Annotated in this window: 15 protein-coding genes; 8 read left to right on the top strand and 7 right to left on the bottom strand. The window is 60.5% G+C overall.

The annotated features are described in order from the left end of the window. Window positions 1-10 precede the first annotated feature (10 nt). Genes ACZ5FP_RS03345 through ACZ5FP_RS03325 form a run of 5 tightly spaced genes read left to right on the top strand, consistent with a single transcriptional unit; the run spans window position 11 to window position 4,268 of the window. On the top strand, window positions 11-805 hold the full coding sequence (locus ACZ5FP_RS03345; RefSeq protein WP_464663157.1) for an ABC transporter ATP-binding protein: 795 nt from the start codon (window positions 11-13) through the stop codon (window positions 803-805). 9 nt (window positions 806-814) lie between these two features. Next, window positions 815-1,276, top strand: coding sequence for an N-acetyltransferase family protein (locus tag ACZ5FP_RS03340; protein ID WP_464662126.1), 462 nt, complete (start codon window positions 815-817; stop codon window positions 1,274-1,276). Then, window positions 1,273-2,148: an ABC transporter permease gene (locus ACZ5FP_RS03335; RefSeq protein WP_464662124.1), complete on the top strand. Its 876-nt coding sequence runs from the start codon at window positions 1,273-1,275 to the stop codon at window positions 2,146-2,148. Before ACZ5FP_RS03340 ends, ACZ5FP_RS03335 begins: the two co-directional genes overlap by 4 nt. Further along, window positions 2,145-3,254 (top strand): ABC transporter permease, encoded by a 1,110-nt coding sequence (locus ACZ5FP_RS03330; protein WP_464662122.1) that lies wholly within the window; start codon window positions 2,145-2,147, stop codon window positions 3,252-3,254. The genes ACZ5FP_RS03335 and ACZ5FP_RS03330 overlap by 4 nt, the downstream gene beginning before the upstream one ends. 27 nt (window positions 3,255-3,281) lie before the next feature. Beyond that, window positions 3,282-4,268 carry an ABC transporter substrate-binding protein gene (locus ACZ5FP_RS03325; protein WP_223614071.1) on the top strand — a complete coding sequence of 329 codons (987 nt, stop codon included), beginning with the start codon at window positions 3,282-3,284 and terminating at the stop codon, window positions 4,266-4,268. 66 nt (window positions 4,269-4,334) lie between these two features. On the opposite strand, the gene ACZ5FP_RS03320 is transcribed toward ACZ5FP_RS03325, so the two are convergent. Further along, a complete protein-coding gene (locus ACZ5FP_RS03320; protein ID WP_464662120.1) occupies window positions 4,335-7,472 on the bottom strand; it encodes an efflux RND transporter permease subunit in 3,138 nt (1,045 codons plus the stop codon). A gap of 8 nt (window positions 7,473-7,480) precedes the next feature. Continuing rightward, window positions 7,481-8,650, bottom strand: coding sequence for an efflux RND transporter periplasmic adaptor subunit (locus ACZ5FP_RS03315; RefSeq protein ID WP_464662118.1), 1,170 nt, complete (start codon window positions 8,648-8,650; stop codon window positions 7,481-7,483). A 279-nt stretch (window positions 8,651-8,929) separates the two neighbouring features. Here ACZ5FP_RS03315 and pncB point away from each other — a divergent pair, with 279 nt between their 5' ends. Next, window positions 8,930-10,237, top strand: a complete 1,308-nt coding sequence (gene pncB, locus ACZ5FP_RS03310) for a nicotinate phosphoribosyltransferase (protein ID WP_288193704.1) — start codon at window positions 8,930-8,932, stop codon at window positions 10,235-10,237. Window positions 10,238-10,432: 195 nt separating this feature from the next. Here pncB and ACZ5FP_RS03305 read toward each other — a convergent pair whose 3' ends face one another. Continuing rightward, window positions 10,433-10,702, bottom strand: a complete 270-nt coding sequence (locus tag ACZ5FP_RS03305; protein ID WP_105734008.1) for a BQ00720 family protein — start codon at window positions 10,700-10,702, stop codon at window positions 10,433-10,435. Between the two features lie 44 nt (window positions 10,703-10,746). Beyond that, complete coding sequence (locus tag ACZ5FP_RS03300) at window positions 10,747-11,169, bottom strand: Hsp20 family protein (RefSeq protein ID WP_223614066.1); 423 nt, start codon at window positions 11,167-11,169, stop codon at window positions 10,747-10,749. 112 nt (window positions 11,170-11,281) lie between these two features. Here ACZ5FP_RS03300 and ACZ5FP_RS03295 point away from each other — a divergent pair, with 112 nt between their 5' ends. Together ACZ5FP_RS03295 and ACZ5FP_RS03290 are read left to right on the top strand one after the other, a co-directional pair. Beyond that, window positions 11,282-12,220, top strand: a complete 939-nt coding sequence (locus ACZ5FP_RS03295) for a nucleoside hydrolase (protein WP_346306162.1) — start codon at window positions 11,282-11,284, stop codon at window positions 12,218-12,220. 156 nt (window positions 12,221-12,376) lie between these two features. Next, window positions 12,377-12,937, top strand: coding sequence for a L,D-transpeptidase (locus tag ACZ5FP_RS03290; protein ID WP_464662115.1), 561 nt, complete (start codon window positions 12,377-12,379; stop codon window positions 12,935-12,937). Window positions 12,938-12,941: 4 nt separating this feature from the next. Here the strand turns inward: ACZ5FP_RS03290 and ACZ5FP_RS03285 are convergent, their stop codons facing one another. From ACZ5FP_RS03285 to ACZ5FP_RS03275, 3 genes are read right to left on the bottom strand one after another with little or no spacing between them, the layout of a single operon-like run. Beyond that, on the bottom strand, window positions 12,942-13,475 hold the full coding sequence (locus ACZ5FP_RS03285) for a DUF934 domain-containing protein (RefSeq protein WP_464663156.1): 534 nt from the start codon (window positions 13,473-13,475) through the stop codon (window positions 12,942-12,944). Window positions 13,476-13,480: 5 nt separating this feature from the next. After that, window positions 13,481-14,233, bottom strand: coding sequence for a phosphoadenylyl-sulfate reductase (locus ACZ5FP_RS03280; protein ID WP_464663155.1), 753 nt, complete (start codon window positions 14,231-14,233; stop codon window positions 13,481-13,483). Further along, on the bottom strand, window positions 14,226-15,896 hold the full coding sequence (locus ACZ5FP_RS03275) for a nitrite/sulfite reductase (protein WP_464662113.1): 1,671 nt from the start codon (window positions 15,894-15,896) through the stop codon (window positions 14,226-14,228). The genes ACZ5FP_RS03280 and ACZ5FP_RS03275 overlap by 8 nt, the downstream gene beginning before the upstream one ends. Window positions 15,897-15,912: the final 16 nt, after the last annotated feature.

The following is a 15,912-nucleotide window of genomic DNA, read 5'->3' as shown; positions in this document are numbered from 1 at the left end:
GGCCCAGTCAATGCCAAACGCGACGCCAAAGAATGTGATCGACGTCAAGGACCTGTCCCTGGTCTTTCAGACCAATGACGGGCCGGTCAATGCCCTGTCGAACATCAACCTTGCGGTCAATGGCGGCGAGTTCGTTTCCTTCATCGGGCCCTCGGGCTGCGGCAAGACCACCCTCCTGCGGGTGATCGCCGATCTGGAGCAGCCGACATCCGGGACCATTTCCGTCAATGGCATGACGCCATCCGAAGCGCGGCAGAATCGCGCCTATGGCTATGTGTTCCAGGCGGCGGCGCTTTATCCATGGCGCACCATCGGCGGCAATATTTCCCTGCCGCTGGAAGTGATGGGCGTGCCAAAAGCCGAACGGGCGAGCCGCATCGCCAAAAACCTTGATCTGGTCAACCTTGCCGGTTTCGAGAAAAAGTTTCCGTGGCAGCTGTCGGGCGGCATGCAGCAGCGCGCCTCCATAGCGCGGGCGCTGTCCTTCGATCCCGACATGCTGCTGATGGACGAACCGTTCGGTGCGCTGGACGAGATCGTCCGCGACCACCTCAACGAAGAGCTGCTGAAGCTGTGGGCGAAGACACAGAAAACGGTGATCTTCGTCACGCACTCCATTCCGGAAGCAGTGTTCCTGTCGACAAAGATCGTGGTGATGAGCCCGCGTCCCGGCCGTATCCATGAGATCATCGACTGCAATCTCGGCACGGAACGCACGCTCGATATCCGCGAAACGCCGGAATTTCTCGAGATTGCCCACCGGGTGCGCGAGGGCCTGCGCCATGGCCATTCCTATGATGAGTAGCCGGTGCGCATGATGACCACGATCCGCGCCGCCAAACTGCGTGACATGTCCGACTGCGCGGCCATCGTCAATGCGTGGATCGACGCGACGGAATGGATGCCGCGCATTCATTCGGCGGACGACGTCACGGACTATTATTGCGATACCGTCTTTTCCAGATACGAAGTCTTTGTCGCCGATGACCATGACATGGTGGCCGGGATGGTTGCGCTCGCGCCTGACAACATGGTCAATGCACTCTACGTGCATGCCGACCGGCGCGGCAGAGGCATCGGCAAGGCACTGCTGGATCACGCCAAGCGGCAGGCCACGGGACCGGTGGAGCTTTGGACCTTTGTGGCGAATACCGGTGCTCAGTCCTTCTACAGGCGCGAAGGCTTCACCGAAGTGCGCCGCACCGATGGCGACAATGAGGAACATTTGCCGGATATTCTGTACCGCTGGCAGCCTGAAGCGGGGATGCATTCATGAACTTCATCCGCAACAGCGTCATCCCCGTTGGAACCGTTCTCCTCGCCATTCTGGCGCTGTGGTATGCCTTCGCCATTGTCCTCAATGCACCGTTCGAGCGGGATCAGGCGGCACGCGCCAACACAACGATCGCGACCGGCCAACTGATCGCCAACACGATGGCGCAGGAGCGCCCGGTCCTGCCCGCACCGCATCAGGTGGCCGAGGAAATCCGCAAGACCGTGTTCGATATCAGCCCAACATCGAAACGCAGTCTTGTTTATCACGGCGGTGTCACCCTGTCCTCGACCTTGCTGGGTTTCGGGCTTGGCACGCTGCTCGGCATCCTGCTGGCCATTGCCATTGTCCATTCGCGCACGCTCGATAAAAGCCTGATGCCGTGGATCATCACGTCGCAGACCGTGCCGATCCTTGCCATCGCCCCGATGATCATCGTGGTGCTCAATGCGGTCAATATCACCGGGCTCCTGCCCAAGGCGATGATCTCCACCTATCTGTCGTTCTTTCCTGTTGCCGTCGGCATGGTCAAGGGCCTGCGCTCACCCGAGATCATGCATCTCGACCTGATGCACACCTATAACGCCTCGAAGGCGCAGGTGTTCTGGAAGCTGCGCTGGCCGGCGTCCATGCCCTACCTCTTCACCTCGATGAAGATTGCCGTCGCCATCAGCCTGGTTGGCGCCATTGTCGGTGAACTGCCGACCGGTGCGGTCGCGGGCATCGGTGCGCGGCTGCTGGCCGGTTCCTATTACGGCCAGACGGTGCAGATCTGGGCCGCATTGATCGCGGCGGCGCTGATGGCGGCCATTCTGGTCAGCCTGATCGGGCTGGTGGCCACACTCGTCAACCGGCGCATGGGAGTACGGCCATGAGACTATCCCGCTCCCCGCTGGCCATTGCCGCCTTCCTGCTCGCCGTTCCCGGATTGCTGATCTCGTCCGGCGGCGATGTTCTCGACACCCTCAGCTATTCGACCCCGGTCATCCTGTTCGTTGCCGCTGCCGTTGCCATGTTCACGAGCGTATCGATACCATCGCTGATCGTCGTTCTCGCGCTTGTCCATGTGGTCGCCTTCTGCCTCATCGGACTGCTCCACGCCATGCCGCAGCCGCCGGGACCGTCGATCGGCTACTGGTGCATGGTGACCTCATCCTGGCTGCTCGCGTGGTTCAGCGTGCAGAATCTGGCCGGCCTGAAACTCACTTCGCCGCAGGCCCAGCGGCTGGTCAATCTCGCCCTGCCGGTGCTGTTCGGTGCGTGGCTGCTGATCCTGTGGGAAATCATTGTTCGCGGCTTTGGCGTACCGAGCATTCTGCTGCCGCCGCCATCCATGATCGCCGAGCGTATTTCCAGTTCCGTGCCGACGCTCTGGGCGGATTTTCAGCAGACTTATCTGAAGGCCGCCATTGCCGGTTACGTCATCGGTTGCGGCTCCGGCTTCCTTGCCGCCATCATTGTCGACCGGGTGCCTTTCCTGCGCCGGGGACTGCTGCCCATCGGCAATCTTGTGGCCGCCCTTCCCGTTGTCGGCATCGCGCCGATTATGGTCATGTGGTTCGGTTCCTACTGGGAATCGAAGGCCGCCGTGGTCGTCATCATGACCTTCTTTCCCATGCTGGTGAATACCGTGGCTGGACTTGCCGCATCCGGCGCGATGGAACGCGACCTGATGCAGACCTATGGCTCCAGCTACGGACAGACTCTTGTGAAGCTGCGCCTGCCCGCCGCCATGCCCTTCATCTTCAACGCGCTGAAGATCAATTCGACGCTGGCCCTCATCGGCGCCATCGTTGCCGAATTCTTCGGCTCGCCCATTGTCGGCATGGGCTTCCGCATCTCGGCGGAAGTCGGCCGCATGAATGTCGATATGGTGTGGGCGGAAATTTTTGTCGCGGCGCTTGCGGGCTCGCTGTCTTACGGGCTTATTACCCTCATCGAACGGGCGGTTACTTTCTGGCACCCTTCCTACAGAACTTAAAAAACAAGAATAGAGGAGAACTGAAACATGAAGAAGACGATAGCATTGACGATGGGTCTGGCGATGACGCTGATGGCGGGCTCGGCGCTGGCGGCCGACAAGCTGACCCTGCAGCTCAAATGGGTCACGCAAGGCCAATTCGCCGGCTATTATGTCGCCAAGGACAAGGGTTTCTACAAGGAGGCCAATCTCGACGTGGAAATCAAGCCGGGCGGGCCTGACGTTGCCCCGCCGCAGGTGATCGCCGGTGGCGGCGCCGACGTGGTTGTCGACTGGATGCCGTCTGCCCTCGCCACGCGCGAAAAGGGCCTGCCGCTCGTCAATATCGCCCAGCCGTTCAAGCGCTCCGGCATGATGCTGACCTGCCGCAAGGAGACTGGCATCACCAAGCCGCAGGATTTCAAGGGCAAGACCCTCGGCGTCTGGTTCGGCGGCAATGAATATCCGTTCCTGTCGTGGATGAATCACCTCGGCCTCAAGACCGATGGCGGTCCCAATGGCGTCACCGTCCTCAAGCAGGGCTTCAATGTGGATCCGCTGATCCAGAAGCAGGCGGACTGCATCTCGACCATGACCTACAATGAATATTGGCAGGTGATCGATGCCGGTATTCCCGCCGATCAGCTGGTCACGTTCAAGTATGAGGACGAGAAGGTCGCCACGCTCGAAGACGGTCTTTACGTGCTGCAGAAGAGCCTCGATGACCCGAAGATGGTGGAAAAGCTTGCCCGCTTCGTCAAGGCCTCGATGAAGGGCTGGGACTATGCCCGCCAGCATCCGGACGAAGCGGCCAACATCGTGCTTGAAAACGATGCCAGCGGCGCGCAGACCGAAAAGCACCAGAAGCGCATGGTGGCGGAAATCAACAAGCTGACTGAGGGCTCCACCGGCGTTCTCGATGTGGCAGCGGCCGAGCGCACCGTGGAGACACTCCTCGGCGGCGGCTCCGATCCCGTCATCACCAAGAAGCCGGAAGGCGCTTGGACAACGAAGGTCACGGACGCCGCGAAATAACGATTCGCAGCCGGAATGAACAAGGCGGGGAGCAATCCCCGCCTTTTGTTTGCATGAATACGGATCCTATTCAGCGGGCAAGGGCGGTTGGGATACCACTTCCAGAAGTTCCCTCTCGAGCCGTGCTTCCTCTTCCGCTTTCGGCTTGGAGAAACCGGCGAGCAGGAGATAGGCAACCGGCGTTAGGAACAATGTCGAGGCCGTGGCAAGGCCGAGACCGCCGACGATGACCCAGCCGAGGGCAATGCGGGCCTCGGCACCGGCACCGCTGGCCAGAACCAGCGGAACACCGCCGAGAATGGCGCAGAGCATCGTCATGACCACCGGGCGCAGACGGATATTGGAGGCTTCCTCGATGGCCTGCCGCACGCTCCGGCCCTGATCGCGCAAATGGTTGGCGAATTCAACAATCAGGATGCCGTTCTTGGCCATGATGCCGACAAGCAGCACCAGCCCGATCTGGCTGTAGACATTCATGCTGGTGCCGGTGAGCACCATGGCAAAGACCGCGCAGGCCAGGCCGAGCGGAACGGTCGCCATCACGATAACCGCGCTGATGAAGCTTTCAAACTGTGCCGCGAGCACGAGCAGGATGATCAGGATGGCGAAACCGAAGGTGACGAACATGCTGGCGGAATTCTCGCCGAGCGTTGCCGCCTCGGCAAGCGGAATGAGGCGGTAGCCCGGCGGAAGCAGTGGTGCAGCCACCTCCTGCGCCACCTTATAGGCATCACCCAGGGCAAAGTCAGGACTGAGGGCGGCCGTTATGGCGACAGACCGCATCTGCTGCTCGCGGGTCAATGCCGGCGGCACTGCCACTTCCGTCAGCTTGGCGATGGTCGCCATCGGCACGAAGCGGCCATCGCTGGTGCGCATGAAGACGTTCTCAAGATCCGTCGGATCATTGATCGGATTGGTGGTCGAGACCAGCTTCACATCGAAACTGCGGTCCTCGATGTAGACCGAACCGATCTTGTAGCCATCCAGCACCGATTGCAGCGCCTCGGCGAGGCCGGTGATGTCGATGCCGAGATCGGATGCACGCTCGCGATCAATGGACACGGAGAGCTGCGGCTGGGTCGGTTCATTGGTCAGACGAGGCCGGTCAAAGCGTTTGTCCTTTTCCAGCGCCGACACGATCTTGGCGGCGGCCGTTCCGAGATCGGCGTAATTGGTCCCGACAATGGCGAACTGCAGGCCGTTGCCCGCGCCGCGAATGCCGAGCGAATTGGGCTGCGCGGCAAAGACCTGGATGCCGGGAATATTGCGCACGCGCTTGGACACGTCGGCGAGAATTTCCTGCTGGCTCCGGTGACGTTCCTTCCATGTGGCAAGGCTGAGCACCATGAAACCGCGATTGGTGTTGCCGTTCTGTCCGGCGATGGAAAACGTGTTCTGGATTTCACCGGAATCGCGCATCGGCTGGATCAGCGTCTCGATCTGGCGCATCTGGTCGTTGAGATATTCCAGGCTGACGCCCTGCGGCGCCGTGATGCGCAGGAAGGCCGAAGCGCGGTCCTCGGTCGGCGTCAATTCCTGTTTAAGCAGCGAAAAGGCGCCAAAGGCTGCCCCGGCAAACAGCAGCGATGCCAGGATTACAAGCCACGGCGCGGCCAGACATCCGTGCAGCATGCGGCGATAGGCTTCGAGGAACCAGCCGCCCACCCGCCGGACAAGGCCCGGCGAATGGTTGATATCCTCGTGCTTGGCTTCGCTTGCCGAGAGCAGGCGCGAGGCCAGCATCGGACAGAGTGTGAGCGCGACGACGGCCGAGAGCAGCACGCAGATTGCCAGCACGAAGCCGAACTCGCGGAAGAGACCACCGGTCTGTCCGGGCAGGAACGAGAGCGGCACGAACACTGCCGCCAGCGTCACCGTCGTTGCGATGACCGCGAAAAACACCTCCTGCGTGCCTAGCACGGCAGCGGCGCGCGGCCCCATGCCCTGGTTGCGGCGCCGGACGATATTTTCGAGCACGACAATGGCATCGTCCACCACCAGACCCGTCGCCAGCACCAGCGCCAGCAGCGTCAGGATGTTGATCGAGAATCCGGCGAGATAGATCGCCGAGATGGTTCCGATCAGGGCGACCGGCATCGACACCGCGGGGATCAGCGTCGCGCGCAGATCCCACAGGAAGAGATAGATGATCAGGATGATGATGAAGACGGAGGCGCCCAGCGCGATTTCAACCTCGTGCACGGCACCGTTGATGAAATCGGCATCGTCACTGGTTACGCGGATATCGACGCCTTCCGGCAAGGTTTTTTGCAATTGACCGATAGCCGTCCGGACGCCTTTGGAGATATCGAGCGTGTTGGACTGCGCCTGGCGGATGATGCCAAGACCAATGCCGGTCTTGCCATTGGCGCGCAGCGTCGATGTGCCGATATCGGGACCGAGCGTGACGGTTGCGACATCCCGGATCTTGGTGCGATCCTTGATGATGATGTTTTCGAAATCCTCAGGCGTCGACACCGGCGCGGTGGCGCGGACGACAATGCTCTGGGCGCTGCTGTTGATCTGACCGGCGGGCGTATCGAACGCCATCGTGTTGAGGGCCGTGCGGACATTGGCAACCGTCAACCCAAGACTTGCCAGTTTGCCCTGATCGATATCGATACGGAAAATCTTGCTACGGTTGCCGTTGATTTGCACGTCCGCGACACCGGGCACCGATGCAAGCACGTCCTTGATCTGGTCTTCGACCAGAACGGTCATGTCTTCGACGGCCATCGTGGTCGAGGTGACGGCAAGGCGCATCACCGCATCGGCATTGGCATCCGCCTTGACGATCTGCGGCGGGTCGGCCTGCTCCGGCAGGGTGTTGGTGATGCGGCTGATGGCATCGCGCATATCGGCGGCGGCAACGTTGAGATCGACACCGTCATTGAATTCCACGGTGACGCGGCTGGTCCCGAAGGACGAGCTGGAGGAAATGGATTTGACCCCGGAAACGCGGGACACCGCGCCTTCAATCGCAGCGGTCAGCTCGCGGTCAACCGTCTCGGCGGCGGCGGCCTGGAACGTCGTCGTTACCGTCACCACGGGCCTGTCGACATCCGGCAGTTCGCGCACGTCGACGCCATAGAAGGCGGCAAGCCCGGCGACGACGATCAGGGCATTGAGCACCAGCGCCAGCACCGGACGGCGGATGAAAAGAGCGGTGAAAGTGGAGTTGGACTGTCCGTGTGAATTGCTCACGCCGCACCTCAGCCCTTTTCGCCGACGGATGCCAGCGGTCGTGTGCCGGAATCCGTCTGGTTGGCAGGCTGGCCCTTGATCTGGACGGCGCCACCCTGGCGAACGGCCTGCACCCCTTCCGCGACGATAAGGTCACCCGGTTTGATCTCGGCATTGACGAGAACATAGGCGGCATTGCGCTGCATGATGCGGACGGGCACACGCTGCGCCTTGTTGTCCGCAATCTTCCAGATATAGGCGCCGTCCGTGCCCCACTGGATCGCCAGCGGATCGACCGTCGGATAGGTCTCTCCGGCAAATCCCATGTTCACCTGAAAGGCCATGCCTTCGCGCAGGGCATCATTCGGATTGGTGATCCTGGCCTGCACCTGCAGGGTGCGGCTGTCGGGATCGATGCGATTGTCGACGGCGTTGATCGCGCCCTTGAACGTCTCACCCGGCCGGGCAACGGAGGTGGCGGTGACGGCTGCGCCGACCTTGATGGCTGGAGCAAAGCGTTCCGGCACCCAGAAATCCACCAGCACCTCGCTGCGGTCGGCGATCGTTGCAATCTGCGTCGTCGTGGTGATGTAGTTGCCGGCACTCACGGGAAGAATGCCGACGATGCCGCCAATCGGCGCCTTGACGGCGCGGCGGTCCAGCGCGAGTTCGGCTTCGCGTACATCGAGACCGGCATTGTCCACGGCCAGTCCGGCATCGGACACCTGCACGGCGGAAACGGTGTTGGTCGCGCTGAGGTTTTCCGCACGCTTCAACTTGGTCTGGGCATCCTTCAGCATCGTGCGCGCCTTGTCGGCGGCGATGCTTTCCGCCTCGGAATCAAGCCGGGCAATCACGTCGCCGGCTTCAACCCTGGTGCCTGAGGTGACCAGGATTTCAGTCATGCGTCCGGCGGCGAACGGTGTGACGGAAACGGAGCTCTTTGCCTTGCCGGTGCCGATGGCCGACAGCTTGTCATTGATCTTGGCCGCATCGGCGGCCCGCACAACCACGATCGGAACGGCCTGTCCGCTCCGTCCCTGGCCGTTGGACGCCGCTGGTTCCTTTGCTGTGGTCAGAACCTTGTCGACACCGGCTTTTTTCAGGAGATTGGACGCGCCCGGAAAGAAATACAGCCATCCCGCGCCGGCAACGGCGAGGATAACGACAACCAGTACAAGTTGTTTCCAGACTTTCATACGTCACTCCAAAAAGGCCGGTTCCGCTATCCGCGGAGCCAGCACCACCGTATTTTTGATTGTATCCCAATGCGCATCCCGGCGCGAAAGGTTGTTTACCGACAAGAATAAAGCGCTTTGATGTCGCCGTTAATGACAAAACGGTGAGGTTACAAAGATTTAATGCAAATGCCCGCGACCGTTTGACTGCAGAATTTAGCCGGTTATGCCCGGTTCTGCTTGATGGGCGGTTGCTGCCGTGCAACATGGCGGGCGGAAATTCCGGAAGGAGAGCATTCAATGGCGACGAAGACCGACATTGCACGCCGCGTGTTCAATCACACGTGGAAACTCGACCCCATTGTCCGCAGCCTGCTGGATACGGATTTTTATAAATTACTGATGCTGCAGATGATCTGGGGGGTCTATCCCAAGGTCGACGCAACCTTCACGCTGATCAACCGTACCACGCGTGTGCGGCTGGGCGACGAGATCGACGAGGAAGAGCTGCGTGCACAATTGGACCATGCCCGCACCATCCGTTTTTCCAAGAAGGAAATGATCTGGCTTGGCGGTAACACCTTCTACGGCAAGAAGCAGATCTTCGAACCGGATTTCCTCGAATGGCTGACGCATTTCCAGCTGCCGGAATATGAGCTGACCAAGCGCGACGGCCAGTATGAGCTGAATTTCCATGGCCCGTGGATGTACACGACCATGTGGGAAATCCCGGCGCTCGCCATCATCAATGAACTGCGTTCGCGGGCGGCGATGAAGAAAATGGGGCGTTTCGAACTCGACGTGCTCTATGCCCGTGCCAAGGCCAAGATGTGGACGAAGGTGGAGCGGCTGCGCTCCCTGCCCGATATCCGGATTTCCGATTTCGGCACGCGCCGCCGCCATTCGTTCCTGTGGCAGCGCTGGTGCGTGGAAGCCCTGAAGGAAGGCATCGGCGAAGCCTTTACCGGCACGAGCAATGTGCTGCTCGCCATGGACAATGATCTGGAAGCACTCGGCACCAATGCGCATGAGCTGCCGATGGTTCTGGCCGCTCTCAGCCGCACGGATGATGAACTGTTGAAATCACCCTACAAGGTGCTGCAGGACTGGAACCGCTACTATGGCGGCAATCTTCTCATCGTGCTGCCGGACGCTTTCGGGACCGCCGCCTTTCTGCGCGACGCACCCGACTGGGTTGCCGACTGGACGGGTTTTCGCCCGGACAGTGCACCGCCGATCGAGGGCGGGGAAAAGATCCTGTCCTGGTGGCGCTCCAGGGGCAAGGACCCGCGCGGCAAACTCCTGGTGTTTTCCGACGGACTTGACGTCGAGACGATCGAAGAGGCCTATCATCACTTCAAGGGCAAGGTGCGCATGAGCTTTGGCTGGGGGACAAACCTGACCAATGATTTCGAGGATTGCGCGCCGCGTTTCAACGATCAGCTCAATGCCATTTCGCTGGTCTGCAAGGTCAGCGAAGCCAATGGCCGCCCGGCGGTCAAGCTTTCGGACAACCCGAAGAAGGCAACCGGCGACAAGGCCGAAATCAAACGCTATCTGGACTTGTTCGGCGCGGAAGACCGGGTGGAACAGGCCGTGAAGGTTTAAGCAGAAGAAGCTGCATTGCCATCCTGCGTGGTTCGACAAGCTCACCATGAGGGGAGTGGTCTGGCTGCAATCCTCAACTTCCCTCATGGTGAGCTTGTCGAACCACGCACATTGCTGCTGCGATCTGTTTGAAATGAACAAAACCCCGCCGGCAAGCCGGCGGGGTTTTGGAAATTCAACGCGACCGAATGGCTGTTACTGCAGCATGACTGTCTGCAGCTCGTGCTCCTGCGCGCCGACAAGGATATTGTCGCGTTCATCGGAAAGCACGATGGGATCGCCATTGGCGGCAAAGAGCGCCCAGAGTTCGACACCCGGCGTCATCGGCGGCAATGCTGGGAAACTGGTGGCGAGATCGTCGGTCTTCACCTTGCGCATATAGGCGACCTGTCCGGCGCCAAGACGCGAGAATTCCAGTTCACTCAGGAAATTCTTCGAAACAGTGTTTTGCATATCAGCCTCCATATTCGGACAGTCCTTCCAAAGGCCCTGTCCTGTTAGAGCCACGATCAGTCCTGAACTGCAATGTTGATGCGTTTGACCAATCGTTCGGGTTCCGGACGGTCGAGATCGATCGACAGAAGCCCATTCTTCAATGTGGCAGCACTCACGCGCATTCCATCGGCAAGAACGAAAATGCGCTGGAACTGGCGCGCGGCAATGCCACGATGCAGATATTCCCGTTCGCTTTCATCGGCCTGCCTGCCGCGGATGACCAACTGATTGTCTTCAGTCGTCACTTCCAGATCGTCATTGGAAAAGCCGGCGACCGCGAGGGTGATACGAAGCTGTTCCCGGCCGTTATCGCCATGGATGCGTTCGATATTGTAGGGCGGGTAGCCGTCACCGGATTTGGCGATACGCTCCAGCGTCTTTTCCATCGTGTCGAAACCAAGCAGCAAAGGGCTTGAAAACGGTGTCATTCGTGTCATCTGTGCAGTCCTCAGAAAAGCGACCGAAAAGAGAAACCCGGAGATGGCATTTCCCTTCTGTCCTTTGATATGGTCGATCCCGATGCAGACTTCAAGAGAATGAAAGCAAGAGATGACGCGGAAAATCATAATTGACACGGATCCGGGCCAGGACGATGCGCTGGCGATCCTTCTGGCACTGGCAAGCCCGGAACTGGATGTTCTGGGAATCACGGCGGTTGCCGGCAATGTCCCCCTCGACCTGACCAAAACCAATGCCCGAAAGATCTGCGAACTGGCTGGACGACCGGATGTGAAGGTCTTTGCCGGCGCAGACCGGCCCCTGATGCGGGCGCTCGTTACCGCTGAAAACGTCCACGGCAAGACCGGCCTCGATGGTCCAGATCTGCCTGAACCTGCCATGCCCCTGCAGGAGCAGCATGCGGTCGATTTCATCATCGAAACCTTGCTGACGCAGGAAAGCGGCACTGTGACGCTGTGCCCGCTCGGCCCCCTAACCAATATTGCGCAGGCCCTGATTCGTGCCCCGCAGATCGCCACACGCATCCGCGAAATCGTACTGATGGGCGGCGGCTTTTTCGAAGGCGGCAATATCACCCCGACCGCCGAATTCAACATCTATGTCGATCCGCAGGCGGCACACATCGTGCTGACATCGGGTGTGCCGATTGTGATGCTGCCGCTCGATGTGACGCATAAGGCGCTGACGAGTGCCCGGCGGATCGAACGCTTCCGGGCCATGGGAACCCGGTCCGGCGCTGCGTCCGCAGAGCTGCTCGAATTCTTCGAGCGGTTCGACGAAGAGAAATATGGCAGCGATGGCGGCCCGCTGCATGATCCGAACGTCATTGCCTATCTCCTGAAGCCGGACCTTTACAAGGGGCGGCATTGCAATGTCGTCGTGGAAACGGCGTCGGACCTTACCCTCGGCATGACCGTCGTCGACTGGTGGGGCGTGACCGACAGGCCGAAAAACGCCTTTTATATACGCGATGTGAACGATGAGGGTTTCTTCGACCTGCTGATCGAACGCATCGCCCGCCTTCCCTGAGCCGAAACAGGTCCGGCAGCCCCCCTGCCGGACCTATCTCCTTGTTTCATCACAAAAAGGTGAGTCGACGTAAACCTTCAGTCAGCAATTTCCGCGCATAATCGTCCCGTGACCGGAAGGCCCGCAAGGGCTGCGCTCAAGCCTATTGGGATCGATATGCTGACACGACGGACGTTCTTCTGCGGATTGATGGTGACCGTTGCCGCGCCTCAGGCAGCTTCGGCAAAACCCAGGAAACCCTTTATCCTCAATCCCGAATACATGCCGCAGATCGTTGACTATCCGAGCTATGAAGAGGCCGGAACCGTCATCATCGATCCGCGCAACCGCTTTCTCTACCTCGTCGAGGATGAATATTCAGCCATCCGTTACGGCATCGGTGTCGGGCGGGCCGGACGGGCCTTCTCGGGAACGGCGGAAGTCGGCCGCAAAGCCAAATGGCCGCGCTGGCAGCCAACAGACAACATGATCAAACGCCAACCGAAAAAATATGCCCGCTATGCAGACGGGGTTGCCGGCGGCGGCGGCAATCCGCTGGGGGCTCGCGCCCTCTACCTCTACCGCAATGGCCGCGACACCTATTACCGCATCCACGGCACCACCGAACCCTCGTCGATCGGCAAGGCCGTCTCCAACGGTTGCATCCGCATGATCAATGACCATGTGGTCGACCTGTACGACCGCGTTCCCCTGGGAACGCCCGTGGTCGTCCTCTGATCGCTCAGGAGTGCGTGTCGGGCACGCGGCGCCAGCTGTAGGTGCCCGCCTTGGTGTGGGAGCCGCGGCCAGGCTGATAATAAACCGGCGTATCGTGCAGGTTGTGGCCGGCGAGGCGTGTCAGCGTCACCGCGTGGGTGACCTTCAGCGTATCGAAGCCGGTGCGCAGCATGTAGGCAACCTGATCGATAAGCACATCGCCGACCGCACGCAGCTCGCCCTGAAACTGATGGCGATCCTTCAGAACCTCGGCCTTCGAATAGGAACGGCCATCATTGAAGGCCGGAAACTGCAGCGCAATCACCGGGATTGAACCGAGCAGCGGCAGGAGCGGATCGATGCTTTCGCCGGGCGCGACGGAAACACCGATCCGCCGGTTGGTCGCATTGCGCACCCCCTCGTCGAGCCCGAGCCAGACGGCCAGCGGCAGGATGACCGCCGGGGCATCGCCTGCCTCCTCCAGCGTTTCAGCCGTGATATAGGGGTCCTCGCGGAAACCTTCGCGGCCCCACAGCTGGCTCTCGGGCTTTTCAGACATGTCAGTCATAGGTTCGAATCCGTCAGGGAAATATTGCTCAGCTGGTCGGTGAGGCCAGTCAGGTGGATACCGCATTCGGTTTTGTCGGTGCCTGCCCAGCGACCGGCACGGTCATCTTCGCCTTCCTTCACCGGCGACGTGCAGGGCATGCAGCCGATGGACCGGTAGCCTTCAGCGATGAGCGGGTGCGGCGGCAATTGGTTGGCGGCCATATAGGCCTTCAGGTCGGCAGACGTCCAGCGCGCCAGCGGATTGATGCGTACGCGCGCGCCGACGGACTCGAACACCGGCAATGCCGTGCGCGTCGAGGCCTGGAACTGCTTGCGTCCGGTCATCCAGGCGCGATACGGCGCGACAGCGCGGGCCATCGGCTCGACCTTGCGGATATAGCAGCAGCGGTCCTTGTTGGTCATGGACAGCGCCCCGAAAGGATCCTCGTCTTTCAGGCTCTGCTTGAGCGGATGAATGTCCTGCACGTCGGTCAGGCCGAGCTCGTGCACGAGCTGGTCGCGGTAGCGCAGCGTTGCCGGAAAATGCTTGCCGGTCTCGAGAAACAGCACCGGCAGGGCGCGATCCACCTGCGCGATCAGGTGCAGAAGCACCGAGGATTCCGCCCCGAACGAGGAAACCACGGCGATGTCCTGTTTGAAGAGCTGGCCGATCGCCAGTTCGATGATCTGCGCCGGGTCGAGATTGCCATAGCGGGCTTCAAGCGCCCGCGCTTCGTCCGCCACGGTGATCTCGTTGGTTTCAAGCAGCATTGGCAGCCTCGCTATAGAGCGCCTCCTTGAAGGGAGCAGCGCCCAGACGCCGGTAAGCCGCAAGGAAGGTTTCTTCCTTGTCCGTCCGGACTTCAAGATAGCGGTCGACGATGGTCTCGATCGCGTCGACGATTTCTTCGGAGGAGAAGCCGCGCCCAGTGATATCGCCGATGGTGCAAACCTCGTCGCCGGAGCCGCCGAGGGAAATCTGGTAGAGTTCCTCGCCCTTCTTCTCGACGCCGAGAATGCCGATATGACCGACATGGTGATGCCCGCAGGCATTGATGCAGCCCGATATCTTCAGCTTGAGTTCACCGATATCGGCCTGACGCGCCGGATCGGCAAAGCGTTCCGATATGCGCTGGGCAACCGGGATCGAGCGGGCTGTCGCCAGCGCGCAATAATCCAGACCCGGGCAGGAGATGATGTCGGTGATCAGCCCGGCATTGGCCGTGGCGAGACTGTCGGTCAGCAGCAGATCGTAAACGATGCGCAGATCGGCAATCGCCACATGCGGCAGAATGAGATTCTGCTCATGGCTGACGCGGATTTCGTCCTGGGAGAACTGTTCGGCAATATCGGCAACCAAATCCATCTGGGCATCGGTGGCATCGCCCGGAATGCCGCCGATCGGCTTCAGGGAAATGGTCACGACGCCGTAATCCGGGTTCTTGTGCGGTGTCACGTTCTGGTCAACCCAGGCGGCAAAGGCATGATCCGCCTTGCGGGCACCGGCCAGTGCCGACCAGCCTTCCGGCCGCTGCGGCAGATGCGGCGGACGGAAGTAACTGTCGATGGCATCGACATCCGTCTGCGGCAGCTTCAGGTCGCTGTTCTTCAGCGCCAGCCATTCGGTTTCCACCTGGCGGGTCAGCTCTTCCGTCCCGGTTTCATGCACGAGAATCTTGATGCGCGCCTTGTATTTGTTGTCACGGCGGCCGTTGAGATTGTAAACGCGCATGATCGCGGTCGTATAGGTCAGCAGATCCTCAACGGGCAGGAAGTCGCGGATCTTCTTGGCAACCATCGGCGTGCGGCCCTGACCGCCGCCGACATAGACGGCAAAACCGATCTCGCCCGCTTCGTTCTTTTTCAGGTGCAGGCCGATATCATGCACCTGGATCGCAGCGCGGTCCCGGTCGGCGCCGGTAACGGCGATCTTGAACTTGCGCGGCAGGTAGGAGAATTCCGGATGCATCGACGACCACTGGCGCAGGATTTCCGCGTAGGGGCGCGGGTCTGCAACCTCGTCGGCGGCAGCGCCGGCAAAGTGATCGGCGGTCACGTTGCGGATGCAGTTGCCCGACGTCTGCAGCGCATGCATCTCGACTTCCGCAAGTTCGTCGAGAACCTTCGGCATGTCCTTGAGCGCGGGCCAATTGTACTGGAGGTTCTGGCGCGTGGTGAAGTGGCCGTAGCCGCGGTCATAGGTGCGGGCGATGTGGGCAAGCTTGCGCATCTGGCGCGACGACAATGTGCCGTAGGGGATGGCAACGCGCAGCATATAGGCATGCAGTTGCAGATAGACGCCGTTCATCAGCCGCAGCGGGCGGAACTGGTCCTCGGTCAGTTCGCCAGCCAAACGGCGCTCGACCTGATCCTTGAACTGTTCAACGCGGGCGGAAACAAACGCGTGATCAAACTCATCGTAACGATACATTCTGCGGGCCTTCGAT

It is taken from the genome of Phyllobacterium sp. T2-21 (assembly GCF_055378485.1).
The sequence above is the reverse complement of the archived record's forward strand: the minus strand, read 5'-3'. Positions and strand labels throughout refer to the sequence as shown.

What these genes read in the sequence shown, in the direction of transcription:
- ACZ5FP_RS03345 (WP_464663157.1), top strand. Translation starts at nt 11, where the DNA reads ATGCCAAACGCGACGCCAAAGAATGTGATCGACGTCAAGGACCTGTCC.
- ACZ5FP_RS03340 (WP_464662126.1), top strand. Translation starts at nt 815, where the DNA reads ATGATGACCACGATCCGCGCCGCCAAACTGCGTGACATGTCCGACTGC.
- ACZ5FP_RS03335 (WP_464662124.1), top strand. Translation starts at nt 1,273, where the DNA reads ATGAACTTCATCCGCAACAGCGTCATCCCCGTTGGAACCGTTCTCCTC.
- ACZ5FP_RS03330 (WP_464662122.1), top strand. Translation starts at nt 2,145, where the DNA reads ATGAGACTATCCCGCTCCCCGCTGGCCATTGCCGCCTTCCTGCTCGCC.
- ACZ5FP_RS03325 (WP_223614071.1), top strand. Translation starts at nt 3,282, where the DNA reads ATGAAGAAGACGATAGCATTGACGATGGGTCTGGCGATGACGCTGATG.
- ACZ5FP_RS03315 (WP_464662118.1), bottom strand. Translation starts at nt 8,650, where the DNA reads ATGAAAGTCTGGAAACAACTTGTACTGGTTGTCGTTATCCTCGCCGTT.
- pncB (WP_288193704.1), top strand. Translation starts at nt 8,930, where the DNA reads ATGGCGACGAAGACCGACATTGCACGCCGCGTGTTCAATCACACGTGG.
- ACZ5FP_RS03305 (WP_105734008.1), bottom strand. Translation starts at nt 10,702, where the DNA reads ATGGAGGCTGATATGCAAAACACTGTTTCGAAGAATTTCCTGAGTGAA.
- ACZ5FP_RS03300 (WP_223614066.1), bottom strand. Translation starts at nt 11,169, where the DNA reads ATGACACGAATGACACCGTTTTCAAGCCCTTTGCTGCTTGGTTTCGAC.
- ACZ5FP_RS03295 (WP_346306162.1), top strand. Translation starts at nt 11,282, where the DNA reads ATGACGCGGAAAATCATAATTGACACGGATCCGGGCCAGGACGATGCG.
- ACZ5FP_RS03290 (WP_464662115.1), top strand. Translation starts at nt 12,377, where the DNA reads ATGCTGACACGACGGACGTTCTTCTGCGGATTGATGGTGACCGTTGCC.
- ACZ5FP_RS03285 (WP_464663156.1), bottom strand. Translation starts at nt 13,475, where the DNA reads ATGTCTGAAAAGCCCGAGAGCCAGCTGTGGGGCCGCGAAGGTTTCCGC.
- ACZ5FP_RS03275 (WP_464662113.1), bottom strand. Translation starts at nt 15,896, where the DNA reads ATGTATCGTTACGATGAGTTTGATCACGCGTTTGTTTCCGCCCGCGTT.